The sequence below is a fragment of the Paenibacillus sp. FSL R7-0333 genome (genome assembly GCF_038000365.1).
GTDB lineage: Bacteria > Bacillota > Bacilli > Paenibacillales > Paenibacillaceae > Paenibacillus_AQ > Paenibacillus_AQ silagei.
Genome location: NZ_JBBOBZ010000001.1, coordinates 6,754,740 through 6,774,769, shown reverse-complemented (window position 1 = coordinate 6,774,769; position 20,030 = coordinate 6,754,740). Strand labels below are relative to the sequence as shown.

Here is a 20,030-nt window from a genome sequence, read left to right as displayed (position 1 = left end):
CGTTACAATGACCTAAGAAGCTGTAAGCACAAACATTTAATGCAAGAAGGAGAAAGCTATCGATGAAACCGATTTTATCAAAAGCACAATTGGATTACACGAAAGCAAAGAATATGTTTGAGAATAGAGCAAAGGTTATGGAAAAGGAAATTGCAGCGAAGCGGGCACTGCAGGAGATCACTCAGGAAGTAATGGAAGAGCTTGTTCAAGCAACTGGCTTCCATGATGCTTATAATGAACTTGTTATTGCTGAGAATGCTTTGATCGAATGGTCCCATAGCACAATCAAACATGAGAAGACCTACCGCGAGAACCGTGCAGCGATTGATGCTATGTATGAGAATGTAAATGCAAGTCCTGAGAAGCGCCAGGAGTTAATACAGCTATCAATGAAGATTCGATAGCCCTGGATATACTAAGTTGAAGGTAAGGCTGCTGAGTTGATCTCAGTAGCCTTTCTTTATGTCAATCATTATCCGGGAACGTGTTAACCCTGTTGCAATGTGGGTATATAGTTATTAGCTCGAATGCTGGTCAACAAAAACACCACGTTTAGTATGCAATATTTTTTGTAAACTTAGCAAATATTGTTTAATGACGTTTGGAATGCCTCTATGCTATACTGATTCCCGTAGCCACCCAACATTAACAATAGTTAGTAGAACATACATATTGTATCTTCTAGAGTATCGGGGCAGGGATACAGCAGGGCAGAAAAAGTTTTTTTTAACCAAAGCGCAACTTTTTTGAAACTATTGCGTTTAAGGTGTAGAGTCACTTGCACAAGGCAATTGCGGAATGCCCTCAAGGCACTGTTCATTGCTAAATGGAAAAATTAGCTTTACGTGACTAGAGGCACATTGTATAATACTTAGGTAGAATTAGGAATCTAGTATTACTATGCCTTGAAGCTGTTTACAAGTTTCTGTGATACCCGTCACAGACATTATTTATACTTAATCTGCTCAACTCGGGAAAGGGGGTGCTCGACAAATGAGTGATATGAGCTACACAACTAAAGAAAAATCCCAGTTTATGAATGTCCAAGGAGGAGAAAAAAAGGTTATGAAGAAAATTTTATCCGTAGCATTATCTACAGCAATGGCATTCTCGATGTTTGCCTCTGTAGCATTTGGTGAAACAGCAAAGGTAACTTCACAACAAGCATTTGATGCTTTAGCAGCAAAGGGTATTGTTAATGGGTTCCCTGATGGTAAGGCTCATCTTGATAAAGATCTGACTCGCGGAGAATTCGCTAAGATCGTTACTAAATTGTTCGGTCTTACTGAAGTAACTGGCAAGTTGTCTTACAACGATAAAGGTTACAACGCTAAAAACTGGGCTGTTCCTTACATCGAAGCAGTTACTGCAGCAGGATTGATGCAGGGTCAAGATACTGTTAAAGGTATCTTCAACTACAACGGTAAAGTAACAGTTGAAGAAGTAGCTAAAGTATTGGCTATCGCTCTTAAGCTGGAACAACCAACTACAACTGATAACAGTGCATCTGTATGGGCTAAGGGCTATGCGCAAGCAGTTATCAACGCTGGTCTGGTAGAGAAAACTGCCAACTTCAAAGCTAACGCTCTTCGTTCTTTGGTAGTTGAAACAGCTTACTATGCTGACCAAATCGGTAAAGTTCCTACATTGACTGTAGCTTCTGCTGAAGCAGTAAGCCCAACCAAAGTAGTTGTAACTTTCTCTGATAAAACTACTGCAAACGTTGAATTGACAACTGCTCTGGTAGCAGGCGTTGAAACAACAATCAACTTCAAACACCTTGAAAAGGACTACACTGCAAAAGTAACTCTGCAGGCTCCTAAGGTTGTTTCTGTAACAGCTCCAAACGCTAAGCAACTGGTTGTTAAATTCAACCGTGCTATTGATGGAGAAACTCTTGTTGAAAACACTGCTAACGGCGCGAAACTGATCGAAGATGTTGTTAAAGTAGCTCGTGTTAACAACAGCGATCAATTGGTGAATGCTAATAACGCTAATGTTGTTCTGGCTGCCGATGGTACAGAAGCTTGGATTACATTTGGCGGTACTGAATACCTCAAGGGTTCATACACTGTTGTAGTTAAAGATAGTGTAAAAACTACTGCAGGAGAAGCTATTCCGGCTTACACAAACCTGATTTCTGTTAATGATGTTGTTGCTCCAACGGTTGTTTCTGCTACTTCTGTTGCCAAAACAACAACAAACAAAGTCTATATTAAGCTGAGCGAGCCAGTTAAAACTGCTGGACTGATTGCATATGTTAACGGCGCTGCTGCAAGCGTGAGTCGTGATACTTATGCACCGCTTGATGAAGTAACTTTGAACACAGGTGCTGCATTGAACAGTGGAGCAACTTATGATGTTTCCCTGACTAATCTGACTGACTATGCAGGAAATGTTGCTACACCTAACCCAACTAAGACTTCTGTTACTGTAACTGCTGATTCTGCTGCTCCTACAATCGTAAGTGCAACTGCAATCGGCGACAAGAAGGTTCAAGTTGTATTCAACAAGAACGTTGATTTCAACTCCCTGGTTGGTAGTGTGCGCCTGCTTGACCCTAACGGCGAAAGCAAAGGTGTATTCCAAATCAATGCTGGTATCGACGGCAAAACATTCATTCTGGGTTCCCCACTGACTGCTCTTCCTGAAAACGGAACTTTCACTGGAACAATCCTATTCGGAGCAAGTGTTCGTGATACTTTGGGTAACTCCTTGGGTACTGCACTTTCGCAACCAATCACATTCACTAAAGATACAGTAGCTCCAACAGTTGTTGGTGTAACTTACAAATCAGGAACTGGTGTTACTGTTAAGTTCTCTGAAGAAGTTACTTATAACAATGTTTCTGGACTGACATTGATTAATGATTCTACTGGTGTAGCTAACACTACTCTGACTTATGCTAGCCGTTCTAATGATGGTAAGTCCCTGACATTCAGCGTTGCTGGAACAGTAACAGGAGCACAAACATTGAGACTGCCAGCAGGTCTTGTATCTGACGTAAGCTTCGCTAAAAATAAATCAGTTGCAACTGTTCTTCCTGTATCCGGAAGCACTGCTTCGTCCGATACTGAAAGACCAACTGTTATCAGCGCAGTATACCAACCAGAAGATTTGAACAGTGCTGATTATGTAATCCATGTAACAGCTACTGACAACTCAGAGCTTAACACTAAGTCTCTACAAGATAATAACAGCTATACATTGGCTGACGCTGCACTTCCAGTGGGCTCTTATGTAACATTGTTGCCAGCAACAACTGGTAGCGCAACAAGAGTTGCAGTAGTTCACATTCCTAAGTCCAGCATTAGTGCAACTAAGGATTATAAGTTCACAGTTGCTGGTATTGTAGATACTGCCGGAAATGGTTTGGATGTAGCTTATATTAAGGACATCAAGCTGGGTGACAGAGTGAAACCTACCCTGTCTACTGCTGTAGTATCACCTTCCGATGCTACTACATTGGTTCTTACATTCTCTGAAGCTGTTAAAAATGCTAACCTGGATGACCTGGAATTCAAGCTTAATGATGTTATCGTAACTCCATCCTCGTTCGCTACTATTGGTAATGCACCTTTGGCTGATAAGTACTACGTACAATTCAAAGATGCTTCCAACAAGGTAATTGACCTGAATGGTAACACTGTCTATACTTTGAGTGTTAAGGTTAAAGACAATGTTGCTAACGGATTCCAAAACTCCATCACTGATGAAGAAGGAAACAAGGTCAACACTGGTACTAGCATCAACGTTAAGTAATCTCCGATTACTGCAATTAAGAATAGCCTCTTCGGAGGCTATTCTTTTTTTATAGCCATTTATCCCACTATGAGGAGGAAACACATTTGAAGACCGCTTGGAAAGTTACGATGTCAGCAGTGCTGCTGGCGGGTGGCCTGTGGGCAGGCTCCATGCTCAACTTAACGGCTGAAGGCGCCGGTGTTGGATCACAGCCAGGAACGGCTGAGGACCCGGTGGTTACTAAGAGCTATGTGGACCAACAGATTCAGAAGGCTTTGCAGGGTGGAACAATTAGTCCACCTACTCAGACTCCGGCTGCTACTGCAACTAATGCACCGGCTGCAACCACAGCTCCTACCAAAGCGCCGGCTTCCGGTTCGGGTGATACAGGCAATACGGGTAATGCCAGCGAAATCGTTGATGTGAAACCTGGACAAACCCTGATTGCCGGGGCGGGTGCAGAATTTATTGTTCGCGCCGGCAAAGCGGTTATTTACTCCCAAGATGCTAATGGGGTAGCTGACTTGACGGATGGTGTCGATTTGGCGAATGGTGTAGCTGCGCCTACGAATCATCTGTTATCTTTTCCCCGGGATGGCCGTGGAATTGCTGTACAGGACGGTCAAACGATGAAAATCGTTGTTATGGTCCGTGGTGCATATACTCTGAAATAGCTGCAATCCATTTTTTTAAGAACACTTCAATCGACATTTTTCTTTTCTATATAAAGAATGCCCTATATTGGGTCTTCATATACCCCGGAACTCATTCCCACAGTTGACAAACATTAAGCCGACTCAGGCCTTTGGGATTCGTACACAATACCACCTGTAATCTTAAAAAAAATTCGCAGGAGGTGCTGTAACATGGCACGTACAAATCGCACTGTAGTACCAGAGAGCCGGGCAATGCTGAAACAAATGCAATATGAAATTGCTTCTGAATTCGGATTATATGGAGCTTCGTACGGCGGCGGGATGGACACAGAGTTTGCTACTGAGCTGGGTACGATTGGCGGAGCAAGCGTTTCTGGAGGAACTCCATATCTGGGGCATCTAAGCTCCAGAGATAATGGATCTGTAGGCGGGGAAATCACAAAGAGGTTGATCAAACAGGCAGAGCAGTCTCTTTTCGCATAACTGGCTTCAATTGACAGCCACCGGTAAATAAGATAATATGACCTTTGAGGAAGGCCTTAGACCTTTTCCATCCGGAAAAGGTTCATTTTTTGAATAAAACAGGCATTGGCCATCATAAATTATTCTACTACTTATATTTGGCCTGTTATCTACTAGGGAGCCCCCTTGAATACAGTGTCAGATCAACAATATGGGAGGTTGTTGTGTATGTCGATCAAAGGGCGTCATCTGTTTACTTCTGAGTCCGTAACGGAAGGACACCCCGATAAAATCTGTGATCAGATATCCGACGCGGTACTAGATGCATTTCTTGCTAACGATCCTAATGCCCGTGTAGCTTGTGAGGTAGCTGTAGCAACAGGTCTCGTACTTGTCATCGGGGAAATTAGCACTAAGTCTGAATATGTGGATATTCCGGCAATCGTACGTAATACTATTAAGGAAATTGGCTATACCCGCGCGAAGTTTGGCTTTGACTATAATACTTGTGCCGTTCTTAGCTCGTTGAATGAGCAATCGGCAGATATTGCCCAGGGTGTAAATGCTGCTCTTGAGCACCGTGACCCTGCGTCATTAGCTGAAGAGACTGCTAACATCGGTGCCGGTGACCAAGGTCTGATGTTCGGGTTCGCTACGAATGAGACACCTGAGCTTATGCCGCTTCCGATTGCCCTGTCTCACCGGATTGCCCGGCGTCTGGCGGAAGTCCGTAAAGATGGAACTTTGAAATATCTGCGTCCGGATGGCAAAACCCAGGTTACGATTGAGTACCAAGGCGACAAGCCGGTGCGTGTGGATACGATCGTGGTATCTACCCAGCATGCAGAAGAAATTACCCTTGAGCAAATTCAGGCAGACATCAAAGAGCATGTCATTCTTCCGGTTGTTCCGGCTGAACTATTGGATGAAGCCACTAAATACTTCATTAATCCTACTGGCCGTTTCGTTATTGGTGGTCCTCAAGGAGATGCCGGTCTGACTGGTCGTAAGATCATTGTGGATACATATGGCGGTTATGCCCGTCACGGCGGCGGAGCCTTCTCCGGTAAAGATCCGACCAAAGTGGACCGTTCTGCAGCCTATGCGGCTCGTTATGTAGCGAAGAATCTGGTCGCTGCCGGCCTTGCCGACAAGTGCGAGATTCAATTGGCGTATGCTATCGGTGTTGCAACCCCTGTATCGATCAATGTGGATACATATGGAACGGGCAAGATCAGTGAGGAGAAGCTGGTTCAACTGATCAGCGATAACTTTGATCTTCGTCCGGCGGGAATCATTTCGATGCTGGATCTGCGTAAGCCTATCTATAGACAGACAGCTGCTTATGGACATTTTGGCCGCACAGATGTGGACCTTCCGTGGGAACGCGTGGATAAGGCGGATTTGTTAAAAGCCCAGTCCGGGATCTAAATTTGCAGCAAATGAATTGAGCAAGTTTGCATAATGTCATCAAATTATAATCATGCCTATATAGTACTCCTGATCGGGGGGATTATATGGGCTTTTTTTTGTGAAAAAGTAAGCCGATGTGCCCTCAGCCGTCATCTTCTAAACTTTGGAAGCCCTTTAGCCGAAATATAACAGTATACAAATACAAGAAGTGCTGGAAGGGCTGAAAGGGGTTTTTTAAGAATGAAAAAGAAGGTAAGAATAGGGACAGCGATCATCATTGCAGGCAATCTGCTGCTTGGTCTGGGCAGTCCGGCTATCGGTATACATACATCAGCGGTATACGCCGCTTCGGAATTCGGAATCAGCATTTCTCCTGCGAACGGGTCTGCTTTTGTAAATGTCGGGGCTTCGCTGGGGCTTAGCTTTGACCGTCAGGTGATCCCGCAAGCCGGGAAAATCACCATTACAGATGTAAATACTGAAACGGTATTTACGGAAATTGCAGTCGGGAGTGCAGGACTAATCGGAAACTCGTCAAGCTACGAGATCAAGCTAGGCGCCAGCCTTAAATTTGCTCCCTACAAAACATATAGCGTAAGTGTGCCTAAGGGGCTGTTTAAGGATAGTGCAGGCAATGAATCTGCGGCAACAAGCTGGAAGTTCACGACAGCCCCGGAGGTGAATCCGGCGATTATAGCAAGCAGCATGTCTCCTGCCCTCAATTCCAGGGTAGAGGCAGGTAGCTTAACGGAGCTGAGTATTCGCTTATCTGGAGTCCTTACAGCCGGAGGAGGCAGCGTCAGGCTGCTCTCGTCAGCGGATAACGCGGTTATACAAGAGTTTGCGGTCAGAGATGGAGAACCTGGGGTAGCATTCCAGAGTGCAGATTCCTCGACAACGGTGACGTTGACACTGGCTAATAAGCTTCCGTCCGGCGGGAATTATTATGTCCTTATCGATGCGTATGCATTCAAGGATGCTAATAATACAACCTATCAGGGGATAGCAAGCGGCAGCGGCTGGAGCTTCTCCACGGTCGGCACGGGTACTATCTCTGCATCTACGGCTCCGGCCAATGCATCTTTTGGCGCATCGGTTAGTGGAGCCCTTAAGCTATACTTCGACCGCCCGATGAGTCCGGCCTCTGGAGTAATCTCGGTCTCTCCAGGTGCAGGGGACCCTAGAACAAGATGGCTGAATGTCAATTCAACGAATGTTACCGGTGGGGGAAGCTCGACAATAACTCTGTTGCCAGCCTCCGCAGCTTCACCGCTATTGAGCGGTACACTATATACAGTGACTATACCGCAGGGGGCTTTTTATGATCAGGATGGTCATCTCTTTCCGGCCTCAGGTCCGTACTCCTGGACGTTCACGACGGCATCACTGACAAGTCTGTCTGTAGCCGCGTTAACACCAGCGGACCGCAGTGAGTCGGTAGATATCTCCAAAACGATTGCGGTTAATTTCAACCGGGATGTTGTCTATAATAGCTCCATTACGAACGGGGTTGTTCTATACAAAAGCAATGGATCTAAAGTGAATGCGGCAGTTCAGCAAGGCTCCTCTGCTAAAGAATTCATTATTAAGCCGTCCGCAACACTGGAATCAGATACGATCTATTATATTGATATTGCCAAAGGAGCTTTCACAGATGCCGCAGACCCCAGTGTGCAGTATGAGGGATTAAGCGGTACCAAGTCCTGGAGCTTCCGCACTGTGGCCATAGATAAGACTCCACCCTCGCTGACGAGTGCAGTGCTGGAGAACAACCGGACGATCCGCCTGAGGTATAATGAGTCTCTTAACGCTTCAGTGGCGCTGCTGGCTTCCAGCTTCGGGGTAACCGTTAATGAGGAAACCCGGAATATTGAGAGTGCCTATATTCAAGGAGACAGTGTATTTGTAGTGATTAGCACAGGCATCGCTGTAGGCCAGAATGTAAAAATCAGCTATACCGGCGGCGTGCGGACGATTCAGGATACGAGCGGGAATGCTGCGCCTACCTTTTCTGGACAGCAGATCACTAATACTATAGAATCGGCGCTCCCTACGCCCAAAGAAGGCAGAATTACTGGCAGAACAGTGACACTGACCTTCAATGATACGCTCAAAACGGTCTCTCCTTATGCGTATGATCAGTTTGTGGTAACAACTGACGGGTATTCGCTTGGGGTGAACTCTGTCAGCTCCAGCGGCAACACCTTGTATTTAACAGTAGGTTCGGAGGTGGGCAATTCGGAGTCGGTCCGGGTATCCTACTACGCCGGTTCGTATCCGCTGGTTAGCTCTCTGGGGCAGAATATCGCCAACTTCGCTGAGTTTAACATCCGTAACAGTAAGGATAATGTGCCGCCGGTGTTCCAGAATGCGACGGGTGGAGGAAAGAAAATTACAATGAATTACAATGAGGGATTATCTGACAGTAACCTTCCGATGAACAGCCAGTTCTCGGTTCTGGTGGGAGGTAGCCCAAATTACGTCACTAATGTTGCAGTACGTGGAAGCAGTGTGACATTAACACTTCAAAATAACCTGGTAGCAGGACAGACTGTAACAGTCTCCTATGTACCCGGCGTAAAAGGCTTAACTGATCTTAACGGCAACCGGGCTGTTTATGTGGACTTGAAGCCGGTTGATCTGAGCGATATCACAGTATCGGAGATAAGCAGCGCAACAGTGAACGGTAATGAGCTGACGGTAACTTTTGTCCAAAGTATGCTGACTTCTTCTGCACTGAGCACTTCGCAGTTTGCAGTCAGATTGAATAGTAACACTACCCTGGTGCAGAGTTATACCCTAACAGGCAACGTCCTCAAACTAATGCTGGCTGATTATGCGGGTAGCGGGCAGACAGTTGACTTATCCTATACTACGGGGACATCCTTCATTAAGGATCTTAACGGAAATGCACTCGCTTCGTTCTCACAGCTTCCGGTGAAGAACCTTACTGGAGGTGTGGCGGCTGCTGTACCAACAGATGCGAACCGTCCAGCTTATCTGGGGACCTTGGAGGCAAGCGAGTTTGGAGACGCGCTCCCGCTACTGAAGAGTGATTCCGCCGTAATCGCAGCAGACCGCTCAATTTACAGTCAGGATGTGAAAAGATACAGTCTTAATGCAGATAAGCTGGCAGCCAGTTATATGTATTTAAACGCACACGGCACGGCTGCACTAGTGTTTGAGGTGCCTTCCACCGAATTGGCAGCCTATGTTACTGTACCTCTACAGCCACTCGTGGATGCGTTCAACCGCAACAAGGCTTCGTCATTTGGTATTCGTTATGGGGATCAGATCTATAGTGTTGATCTCGGTAAAATAGACCTCAACGGAATCGTAGCCAGTCTAAATACAACCGGTAGTAATATTTCTCTTATCTATCGCATAGAGAAAATGCCTTCTGAGGCGTTTGCTCCATTCGTCCAAAGACTTCAGACACAGGGGCTAACCAGTGTAACTCCTTTGGCTGATCTTCGGTTGGCTGCATCTGTGACAGGTAATTACGCTAATGAGACTGCGCTTAGCTTACCAGGGAAGTACATGATCCGGACAACAAGTTCAAATAGCAGTGAGCAGACTTCTGTAGCACGGCTAGATCAATCCTATTACGATGCAGCTTATCTGCCTACAACTAGTATTACTAAAGGGACTTACAAAGTAATGCGTGCATTGACCAGCGGAAATCAGATCGTTGGAGCATTTTCCTCCACGCGCTCTTTTGCAGACATGGCTACTCACTGGAGTAACACGGCTGTTGCTGAACTGGCAGCCAAGAATATCATCGACAACAGCTATGGCAGCCAATACAAGCCGGATCAAGCCATCACCCGGGGTGAGTTTGCAGTAATGCTAAGCAGAGGGCTAGGTCTGCTAGGGGATAGCGTGACAGCGCAGCGCTTCTCAGATGTGCAGTCATCCAGTCAAACGGGCACTTATATCGGCGCCGCAGCCAAAGCCGGCATCATCAACGGCAATACGGACGGGACCTTCCGCGCGGAGGATAAGATTACCCGTGAGCAGATGGCGATTATGATGGTGAGGGCGCTGGAGTATACGGGGCAGCCTGTAACGTTGAGTGCATCGGTAATGGATACGCTTAGCCCGTTCAAGGACCGGGCGAGAATTCTGAGCCAGAGTATCGAATTTGTAGCCAAGGCAGTCAAGGCGGGGATTATTCAGGGAGTCAGCACCACGCAATTCCAGCCGCAGGGTAATGCTACCCGAGGGCAGGCTGCGGTCATGCTGCAGCGGATGCTGAAGACAGCAGGCTATTTGTAAGAGCAAGGGAATTGTATAGGTAAGCAGAGCATCCGGTCTATGGGCCGGGTGCTTTTTTAGCATACCAGGACAGCTCCAGCGTGACTCCGCTTATCCGGTAAAACCTGCTAGTTCTCTCCAATTTTCGCAACTTTTCGAGCTGAATTCAGTCTATTAAAGGTATAGTCTATTACTATGAACTGATATCCAGGTCTTGATAGCGAGGTAGAAGAGTACAAATAGATGGGAGAGTTACACTGAAATGAATGAGCTTTTCATGGGGAAAAAGAGTACTGAGTCAACACGGGGAAATCAATGGTCGCCTGCTAAAAAATGGATTGCTGCATCCCTGGCAGGTGTAATCTGGATCATGCCGGTTGTCGGGAGTGAAGGTGCAGGATGGCTGGGCGCAAGCACTGCGCCGGTAGCACAAGCAGCAGCGTCCTTCTCGGCGACAAAACTGAGTGAAGAGGTTATCACTTCGGGTGCGATGATGATGAAATATAAGTTTACCACGGTGCGTTCAGGTAAGAGTGCCACAGGACTGGCCAGCGTCATTCGTGTCGATCTGAATAATCCTTATGTCTCTCTGGATGTAATGACCGGCAAAGGCGGGAATCTGACGACACGGCAGAGCACCGGGGGCATGGCGGCTGAGACAGGTGCGGTCGCGGCGGTGAACGGGGATTATTTCAATACCGGGGGAGAAGGAGCACCGATTGGCGGCCAGGTATCCGGCGGAGTGCTGGTGTCTACTCCTTCACAGCTGAACGGAATGTATGCTTTTGCAGTAACCAAGGACCGTAAACCTATGATTGATGAATATACGTTTGAGGGGATGCTGACCGCAGAGGATGGTTCCCAGTTCCCGCTGTCCGGCATCAACAAAGGGGCCTACAATCCCGAAGGCGGCAGTTCGACTTACAGTCATGCTAATGCCGCTTATATCTATACGGATGCGTGGACAGCGTTGGAGCGGCCTAAGGGCAGCTCAACTACACCGACAGAGGTGCTGGTAGAGAATGATATCATTACTCAGATCTCGCTGGATTCGGCTCTGCCGGTGACCGTACCCAAAGGAGCTTATATTCTGCGGACGCACGGGCTGGCTGCCGAGTTCGTCAAGGCACATCTGGTTGTAGGACAAAAGATAAACAGTACCTATCTGCTCCGTTCCAAAACCACCCAGCAGGAGCTCGATCCTTCTACGCTGCAGATGATGATCGGGGGGCATACGATTCTGGTGAATAACGGCAAGGCGTCGTCGTTCTCCCGTTCAACAAGCAGCATTGGCGGGTACCGGGCGCGTACAGCGCTGGGCTATTCCCAGGATGGCAGGTACGTATATGTCATTGCAGCCGAGAAGAATAGCAATAGTGCGGGTCTGTCGCTGACAGAGCTGCAATCCTTCATGACGAATATCGGGGTGTGGAAAGGAATTAATCTGGACGGAGGGGGCTCTACAACGATGGTAGACCGCCCGCTGGCTGAAACCTCGACTACGCTTACCTTCAATACCGAATACGGCAAGGAGCAGCGCACAATCGTTAACGGCGTGGGAGTATATACTTCTGCTCCGCAAGGTGAAGTGAAAGGAATCAAGATCAGCGGCAGTTCGGTACTGTTAATCGGGCAAAAGGCCACATACTCCCTGAAGGGCTATGATACGTACTACAATCCGGTGGATGTAGCGGCGGCTAATCCGGCCTGGACCGCAAGCGGCGGCAGTGTGACTGTGAATGCGGGCGAAGCCACGGCCGTCAAGCCGGGAACCGTCAAGCTGAAGGCGACCAGCGGAACAGCGAGTGCGGAGACCGAGGTCACCGTTCTGGGCGGAGAAGACCTGTCCAGCCTGATTGCAGGTACAGCAACTGCACCGCTGCAAGCAGGAGCCACTGTATCGGTTCCGGTTAACGCGGTGTCGAAGAGCGGGGCAACGATAGCTGTTCCGGCAACCGCACTGAAGTGGGAGTTTATCGGCTTCAAAGGAAGTGTGGGGGACGGCAAGCTTAAAGTGGAGGCAGTCGATCCCGGCGTAACTACCGGATATGCGATTGCCCGCTATGACGGCTTCAGCACGGCGGTTGTCTTGTCTACTGCAGCTGCTACGGCGTGGGAGGATTTCGAGAATGCCAATTATCCGTTCGCGTTCACAACCAATGCGGCAGGGGTTACTGGAACAGCAGCAGTAGTTGCGGGCAGCGCAGAGCGTGCAGGCTCGAAGGTCTTATCGCTTAGCTACGATATGAGTGCAGGCACCGGTAAAATGTACGCATACGCCCAGTTCAACGGTACAAAGGGCAAGGATATTCCGGCGGCGGCAACCTCCATGTCAGTCGATGTGATGGGGGACATGAGCCTGAACTGGATGCGTGCCGAGCTGACAGATGCCAGCGGAAAGACGGCCTATATTGATTTGGCGAAAGTTATCGACTGGAACGGCTGGAAGACGCTTAATATCGATCTGTCCGGCTCAGGGATTAAATTCCCAGCTTCCCTTAAGAGACTTTACGTGGTAAATGTAGAAGAAGGCCAGGATGAACGGGCCAAGACAGGGACAGTGGCATTTGATAATATTTCCTTCGTGATGCCATCGCTCTCCAGTGAGGCGGGACTGCCCAAAGGGACGGCGGCGATGAGCATTGGAGGCAAGGCGATGACGGTTAACGGCACCAAGCGGCCGATTGATGTTGCGCCGATCGTGAAGGACGGCAGTACGTATGTGCCGATAAAATATGTTCTGGACGCGTTCGGCGGCAATGCGGTCTGGGATGCGAAGACTAAGAAGATTATGGTCCTTCGGGGCTCTAAGGCGCTGGATCTGACCGTGAATAAGAAGGAGTTCGTACTGAACGGGAAGCGGCAGAGTGCTGAAGTAGCACCGATGATTCTGAATGCCAGGACTTTAGTACCGCTTCGACTCGTGACAGAACAGCTTGGACTCACTGTAAAATGGGAACAGAACACTAAGACCGTAACTATCGAATCGTGATATGTTAATATAAAGGAAAGCCTTTAATACGATTCGATAGAAATGGGGCAAGCATCCGTGGAATTTCAAGCCGATGCGATAGATCGGGTGATTAAAAACACCATCGACGTGATGGAGAGCAGCAAGTATCAGATATTCGAAATATTGCAGGTGGCACGCGATGAGCTTGCTGCACTCAACAAAGAACTGCAGCGGGTCATGGAAGAAACGGATGAAACATTGCAAAAGGTAGACAAGCTGGAGCAGCAGTACCACCGCTCCCGGATCCGGCTGACAGAGGTCAGCCGGGATTTTGTCCGCTACACGGAGAAGGATATCCGGATTGCCTATGAGAAGGCGACGGAGCTGCAGCTGGAGCTGATGATGACCAGGGAGAGGGAGGCTTATCTGCGGAGCAGACGCGATGAATTGCAAATGCGGGTTCGCAGTGTCGAAAATTCTGTAGAACGTGCCGAATCCATTGGTTCGCAAATGAGCGTTGTCCTGGAATATCTGTCCGGAGAACTAGGTCAAGTGACGCGAATTGTCGAATCTGCGAAGAACCGCCAGATGATTGGACTCAAAATAATCCTGGCTCAGGAAGAGGAACGGAAAAGAATTGCCCGGGAAATTCATGACGGTCCTGCTCAAATGCTGGCGAATCTAGTCCTAAGGACGGAAATTGTAGAAAGAATGCTGGTAAAGCAGGAATTTGGGCTGGTACAAGCCGAAGTAATAGACTTAAAGGGGCAGGTAAGATACAGCCTGGAAGAAATGCGCAAGGTGATTTTTAACCTGCGTCCGATGGCGCTTGATGATTTGGGGCTGATTCCGACTCTGCGGAAGTATGTGCATGATTATGAGGAGAAGACGAAGATCCGCACCTCTTTTGAAACCAGGGGGAAGGAGCACCGTTTGTCCTCGGCAATGGAAGCGGCGGTATACCGGCTGGTGCAGGAGGCTCTGTCCAATGCGGCGAAGCATGCTTATCCGAGCTACGTACTGGTAGAGATTACTTATCAGGCTCAATTGATCAAGATTGTCGTGAAAGACAATGGCTTAGGCTTCAATGTGAAAAAAATCAGTGAACAAGCCAACCGGGAAAGCTTCGGTCTGGTGGGTATGCGCGAACGCGTGGAATTGCTGGAGGGAAGAATGGAAATACAATCAGCCGAGAACCAGGGCACAACAATCGTAATTCACATTCCGACGAATGTGGAAAAGGGAAAGGAGTAATGTGATGGAGAACCAAAACTCTGGCAAAGCGCCCATTAAAGTTCTTTTGGCCGATGATCATCAATTGTTTCGTGAAGGGCTTAAGCGTATTTTGAATATGGAGGATGACATCGAGGTCATTGGCGAATGCGGGGACGGCATCCAGGTGCTTGAATTCTGCAACGGCAACAAGCCGGATATCGTGCTAATGGATATCAATATGCCGATTGAGAACGGCGTGGAGGCTACGCAAAAGCTCCGTGAAATGTTCCCGGATGTCAAAGTGATTATCCTCTCGATTCATGATGATGAAAGCTATGTGTTTGAGACACTGCGCAAGGGGGCGAATGGGTACCTGCTGAAGGATATGGAGGCCGAGTCGCTGATTAATGCGATCCGCTCTGTATGCGAGGGACATGCTTTTATCCATCCGAAGGTGACCGGCAAGCTGATTAATCAGCTGCGGCGCATGACGTACCTTAACGAGACTGGCGCAATGGCCGAGACGGCCGTGAAGGAAGCCGGTGTCAAATTCGTTGCAGGCGATAACAATCCGCTGACCCGCCGCGAGGCAGAGGTGTTGCGGTTGATGGCGGAGGGCAAGAGTAACAAGATGATTGGGGAATATCTGTTTATCAGTGAGAAGACGGTCAAAAACCATGTCAGCAGTATTCTGCAAAAGATGGAAGTGGACGACCGTACGCAGGCTGTAATTAATTCTATCAAATACGGCTGGGTAACTTTATAGCTTCCCTCATAAACTTTTAACTGAGCGTTTTGGAGAATCCTAATGATCCTTATAAACGGTACATAACTTGTATGCAGCTGAGAGCTGCAGCCATAGTATTGTTTCAGTCCGCACTCTATTCGAATTTTGCAAAATGCTAACTTAAATATGTACCCTAAGTTAAACTGGCGGGAGGGCTCCCGCGCTAATGGGCTGTCACCGTCCTTTTATCACCGGCATATAGTGTGGGTATAAGAGGGAGGTGCATCTTCATGATCGCCCAGTTAATCTGGATTATCTCTATTTATGCATCCGCAGCAGCCCTTGTTCAACTCCTGCATCATCGGGAAGAGACCCGGGCAGCAGCACGGACTGGTAAGCGGCTTCACTATATTCTGATTACTCGTAATCATGAGGCCGTGGTGGAGTGGTATCTCAGGGTTTTTGCAGTGTATGCTTGCTGGATCGGCAGGCCCCTGCTGGTCACCTTGGTGGATGACGGTTCAGAAGACAGGACCATGGCGGTAGCCTCACGGATGGCTTATCATAACTCTTCGATTGAATTTGCACCTGCGGTGCCGTTCTTCGGTCTTGCGGGCAGGGAAGAACTCCGGCAGGGGGTTACGGTAGACCTGCGGGTTCAGGAGCCGCTGCTGCCGCTGCGGATGATGCGGTTGCCGGGAAGAGGGAGATTCCCATCCAAGCCCGGCGAATGACAGCTAAATATGTAAGTTACGGGTGAAGCACACTCTCCAGGAATGGGGCGGTGTGCTTTTTGGCGTGCTCTAAAAGATAAGGGGGCAATGAGATTGAAGGTGGCTGTGTATGCGGTGGCGCAGGGCGGAGAGTGGCAGGCCCGGATTTCGCTGAATCTGGCGGTGGATGAATTATGGTGGGCGGGTGAGGGGGAGGGGCTGGGGGCTTGGGAAAACAGGGTTGTACTGCTATCAAGGTCGCTGCCGTTGGGCTGGGCGGTGAAGCTGGCAGCAGCCTGGAAGTTCACGAACCAGATGCAGCGCTGGGATGAGGCAGCCTGGAGGAAGTATGCAGCAGCGCTCTTGAAGGCGGAGATCCGGGCGGAGCGGGCTGCTGGAGGGGCACGGGGCGCAGGGTGGCCTTTTGAGGAGGCTAAGGTGTTCAGGCTGCCGGAGGACAGGGGATGGAGTGGGCATGGGGAATTGGAGGGTATCTGGGGGAATGGGCAGAGGGTTGGCTGGAACGGGGAGCGTAAGGCGGGGGGAGCTGAGCAGAGAGTTGGAGAGGGATGTGAATGGGGAGATGAACCGGGGAGCGAGTGGGCGAGTGGGAGGAAAAGCGGCGGGGAGAAGGAGTGGGAGAATGAATGGGGGAGTACGAGGGAGAGTTGGCGAGAGAATGAACGGGTTATCGAGCGGGGAAGTAGGAGGGAGAGCTGGCGAGGGAACGAACAGGTGAGCTTACGGAGAAAAGAGCTGGAGGCACTTGCAGCGGGAGCTGACGGGCTGGTTACGGCGTTGGATGGGCGTTCGCTCCTTCAGGGTGAAGCAGAGGCGCTGGTGGCCGAGCAGCTCCCGGAGCTGGCGGAGAATTGGCGGGCTGCGGCGCAGCTCGCCTATCTCCAGGGACGGCTGCGCCTTACGGCCGCCGTCCTGGGCCCTGCGGGCGCCGCGCGGCTGGGCCTGCGCCGCCGCGAAGTGCCGCGCTGCTTGCGCTGTGGCAGCGTGCCCACGGGCCGCACGGCCTGCGCCGCGTGCGGCCTTGCCGGCTGCGCCTATTGCGAGGCCTGCCTCGCACTGGGGCGCAGCCGGGCTTGCGCGCTGCTGCTGCGCAGCGCACCGCTGCCGGCCGTGCGCTGCACGGCCGGCGTGTCCCCCACCGTAGTGGCACGCCGGTGGGGGCTTAGCGCAGCGCAGGCGGCTGCCGCCGCCGCTGCGCTGGGGTTCCTGGCGGAGCCGCGCAGGCGCTCCGCCGCAAGAGGCCCAGAGCGGTTCCTGCTCTGGGCAGTGACGGGAGCGGGGAAGACGGAGATGGTCTTCCCGCTCCTGGAGGCGGCGCTCGCGGCCGGAGGCCGGGCGCTGATCGCCACGCCGCGGCGCGACGTCGTGCTGGAGCTTGCGCCGCGCCTGGCCAAGGCCTTCCCGGCGGATGTCCCCGCCGTGCTGTACGGGGGCAGCGAGGACCGCTTGCGCCGCAGCCGGATTACCCTGGCGACCACACACCAGCTGCTGCGGTTTCACCAGGCCTTCGATCTGGTCATCATCGATGAGATCGATGCGTTACCGAGGATAACAAACTACACACGATTAGTTGAAAATAACGCTCTGAATGGATGCCGGAATGAACTGTCCCTTCTTTCCATTTTTCTTAGATGTGTCCAATGGAGTGTGCAAAACGATCTCTTTAAAGATATCTAGAATCATGTCGTGCTTATCCACATCATCCATCTGGTCCCATACTTCCGGCAGGCCGAACAAGATTTCATTCTGCTCTGTATAATCCTCTATGTGGACATCCGGCATTTTAGCAAGCTCGGCTATCAGTAATTCCTCATTTTGCTTCTCATCGGCGTTGTGTTCCCGGAGCTCATCTTGAGAGATAAGATCATCAGCGTACATACGCTGCCACTTCTTGCGCCGGTCCCGGACCTTATCAAGTTCCCTCGCCAAGTCCTTGCGCAGATCAACCACCGGATCTTCTTCAACCGTTGCTGCCAATTCCCGCATAGCTGAATAATCTGTGGATAACCTTTCCCCGATCCATTCCAGCAGCAGCGACTCTACTAACTCCTGTCTAAACATCGGCATGGTGCATCCCTTGCCTGTCTGGCGGCTGACACAGATATATGAGAGGATCTTATTGTAACTTCCATCCTGTCGCTTGTTCTGGTGATACCGGCCCGACATCTTGCCGCCGCACTTGCTGCACTTCAGCACTCCACTGAACCAGTATTCTCGCACCTTTGAATATCCAGTGAATGACCGGCGCTTCATTTCTTCTTTGTGTTCCTCATATTCTTCCCATGTAAATATCAAGTCCTGTGGTCCGTCCACGATCAGTAATTCGACATGCTCTTCTTTTTTTCTGCTGGCGTACTTCCCGTTTGCCTTCTTGGTCCCATATCTTCGTTTACCGGCATAGTAAGGGTTGTCCAAGATGTACCAGACACTGAATGATGTCCACCGGTACCCGCGCCGTAGCAGGCCCATATCGTTCAGTTTGTTTGCGACTCCCCGTAGCCCCAATCCTTCCATATAAAACTTTCTCAAAAGCCTAATCTGTGTATATTCCTCTTGGACAATCTTCTCATATTTATCATATCCGTAGTTAACCGGACCACCCGGACGCTTTCCTGCGTGTATCATTTGCTCCATCCCCATGCGTACACGCTCTGCTGTGTTCTCACGTTCCCACTGAGCGATGTCAGCGACCAGACGGATAAATAGTCTACCTGTCGCCGTGCGCGTCTCAAACGACTCCGTACAGCTCTGAAACTTGACGTTGTGAGCTTCAAACATCTTGATGAGGTTGTCACAGTCACTCGCGGACCGGGTCATGCGGTCAAGCTTGTACACCAACACCACATCAAAGGCATGTATCTCTACATCCTTGATCATACGCTGCATCTCAGGGCGCTTCAGATCCTTTGCGGACCATCCATCGTCAATGTATACCTCTGTGACTTCCCAATCCTGAGAATCAGCGTAGGCCAGCAACCGGCGCTTTTGCGCGTCAATTGAAAACCCTTCGGCTGCCTGTTCATCTGTGGACACCCGGATGTATATTCCTGCTTTCACTTGGATCACTCCTCATATCTCTATGATGCCATTGTAGGGGAGGGGTAACAAAAAGACCATACCCGGATTGAGTATGGTCTGTTAACTATTCAAGTTTTAAAACATTTAATGGGTCATTCCATCCAACAACAAGGTTGTTTTCAAAATTTACAGTAGCTGAGTCAAAGAACCATGTGTTCCCGTTATTCATTATGGTACTTGGTGTACCCATTGATAATTTAACAGTTTCCTTAGTGTCTCCAAGGCCAAACAATGTGGTGCCAGAGGATTCGGACAACTCTTTTCTTCTTCGTTCAATAAACTCTTCTCCTGTCTCAGTTACTTCGTCAGAATCTCTATTTCTCACATCGGCAAAAAAAGAATCTGCAGATTGTTTCTCAGTAGTTTTTTTTGCTTCAGAGATAACACTGTTTTTTGCTTCTTCTAGTTGTTTTGTGATTTCGGTTAGTACATCTCGCTTAATTTTGTCGCTTTGGATGTCTAAAGTTGCTTCAATACCTTCTTTATACTCAATAAATTTGCTCATCTGGTTATCAACATTTCCGACACTCGACCATATATCTCCATAAAGAACTTTTGTTTCACCAGTAATTCGATTGATCATAACTGGATATTTCTGATCAAGTTTGTCATACCGGTATAGTCCGGGGTATATAAATACACCAAATGCGCAGATACATAAAATAACAATAAAATATTTGAGTATTTCTTTAAAATGTTTTCTCCACATATTATTTCCCCTTTGAAATATTGTTATTTCCCAACACTTACTATAAATCCCTTGTCATATTTTGAGCAATGATTATTTGCTG

The 20,030-nt window shown here is 49.1% G+C and carries 12 protein-coding genes and 1 pseudogene; 11 read left to right on the top strand and 2 right to left on the bottom strand.

Annotation, left to right across the window (positions count from 1 at the left end; translation table 11 throughout):
• Positions 1-62: 62 nt before the first annotated feature.
• The 11 genes and pseudogenes from MKY86_RS29055 to MKY86_RS34240 all read left to right on the top strand — a co-directional run.
• Positions 63-404: a hypothetical protein gene (locus MKY86_RS29055; RefSeq protein ID WP_076084497.1), complete on the top strand. Its 342-nt coding sequence runs from the start codon at positions 63-65 to the stop codon at positions 402-404.
• Between the two features lie 589 nt (positions 405-993).
• On the top strand, positions 994-3,762 hold the full coding sequence (locus MKY86_RS29050) for an Ig-like domain-containing protein (RefSeq protein WP_076084494.1): 2,769 nt from the start codon (positions 994-996) through the stop codon (positions 3,760-3,762).
• Positions 3,763-3,848: 86 nt separating this feature from the next.
• Positions 3,849-4,418, top strand: a complete 570-nt coding sequence (locus tag MKY86_RS29045) for a hypothetical protein (RefSeq protein WP_076084491.1) — start codon at positions 3,849-3,851, stop codon at positions 4,416-4,418.
• A 192-nt stretch (positions 4,419-4,610) separates the two neighbouring features.
• Positions 4,611-4,883 (top strand): alpha/beta-type small acid-soluble spore protein, encoded by a 273-nt coding sequence (locus tag MKY86_RS29040; RefSeq protein WP_076084488.1) that lies wholly within the window; start codon positions 4,611-4,613, stop codon positions 4,881-4,883.
• A 207-nt stretch (positions 4,884-5,090) separates the two neighbouring features.
• Positions 5,091-6,293 carry a methionine adenosyltransferase gene (gene metK / locus MKY86_RS29035; RefSeq protein ID WP_076084485.1) on the top strand — a complete coding sequence of 401 codons (1,203 nt, stop codon included), beginning with the start codon at positions 5,091-5,093 and terminating at the stop codon, positions 6,291-6,293.
• A 222-nt stretch (positions 6,294-6,515) separates the two neighbouring features.
• The gene (locus MKY86_RS29030; protein ID WP_076084461.1) at positions 6,516-10,553 is read left to right on the top strand and encodes an Ig-like domain-containing protein; all 4,038 of its coding nucleotides are present in this window, start codon (positions 6,516-6,518) and stop codon (positions 10,551-10,553) included.
• Between the two features lie 256 nt (positions 10,554-10,809).
• Entirely contained in the window at positions 10,810-13,524 is a 2,715-nt protein-coding gene (locus MKY86_RS29025; protein WP_076084554.1) for a stalk domain-containing protein, read from the top strand.
• A 57-nt stretch (positions 13,525-13,581) separates the two neighbouring features.
• On the top strand, positions 13,582-14,739 hold the full coding sequence (locus tag MKY86_RS29020; protein ID WP_036721752.1) for a sensor histidine kinase: 1,158 nt from the start codon (positions 13,582-13,584) through the stop codon (positions 14,737-14,739).
• A 4-nt stretch (positions 14,740-14,743) separates the two neighbouring features.
• A complete protein-coding gene (locus tag MKY86_RS29015) occupies positions 14,744-15,466 on the top strand; it encodes a response regulator (protein WP_036699238.1) in 723 nt (240 codons plus the stop codon).
• A gap of 251 nt (positions 15,467-15,717) precedes the next feature.
• On the top strand, positions 15,718-16,161 hold the full coding sequence (locus MKY86_RS29010) for a hypothetical protein (RefSeq protein WP_076084458.1): 444 nt from the start codon (positions 15,718-15,720) through the stop codon (positions 16,159-16,161).
• 996 nt (positions 16,162-17,157) lie between these two features.
• Positions 17,158-17,706, top strand: a pseudogene (locus MKY86_RS34240) (DEAD/DEAH box helicase family protein); the annotation flags it as partial.
• Positions 17,707-17,727: 21 nt separating this feature from the next.
• Here MKY86_RS34240 and MKY86_RS29000 read toward each other — a convergent pair.
• Entirely contained in the window at positions 17,728-19,218 is a 1,491-nt protein-coding gene (locus MKY86_RS29000) for a recombinase family protein (protein WP_076079982.1), read from the bottom strand.
• An 85-nt stretch (positions 19,219-19,303) separates the two neighbouring features.
• The gene (locus MKY86_RS28995) at positions 19,304-19,948 is read right to left on the bottom strand and encodes a hypothetical protein (RefSeq protein ID WP_076079983.1); all 645 of its coding nucleotides are present in this window, start codon (positions 19,946-19,948) and stop codon (positions 19,304-19,306) included.
• Positions 19,949-20,030 lie beyond the last annotated feature (82 nt).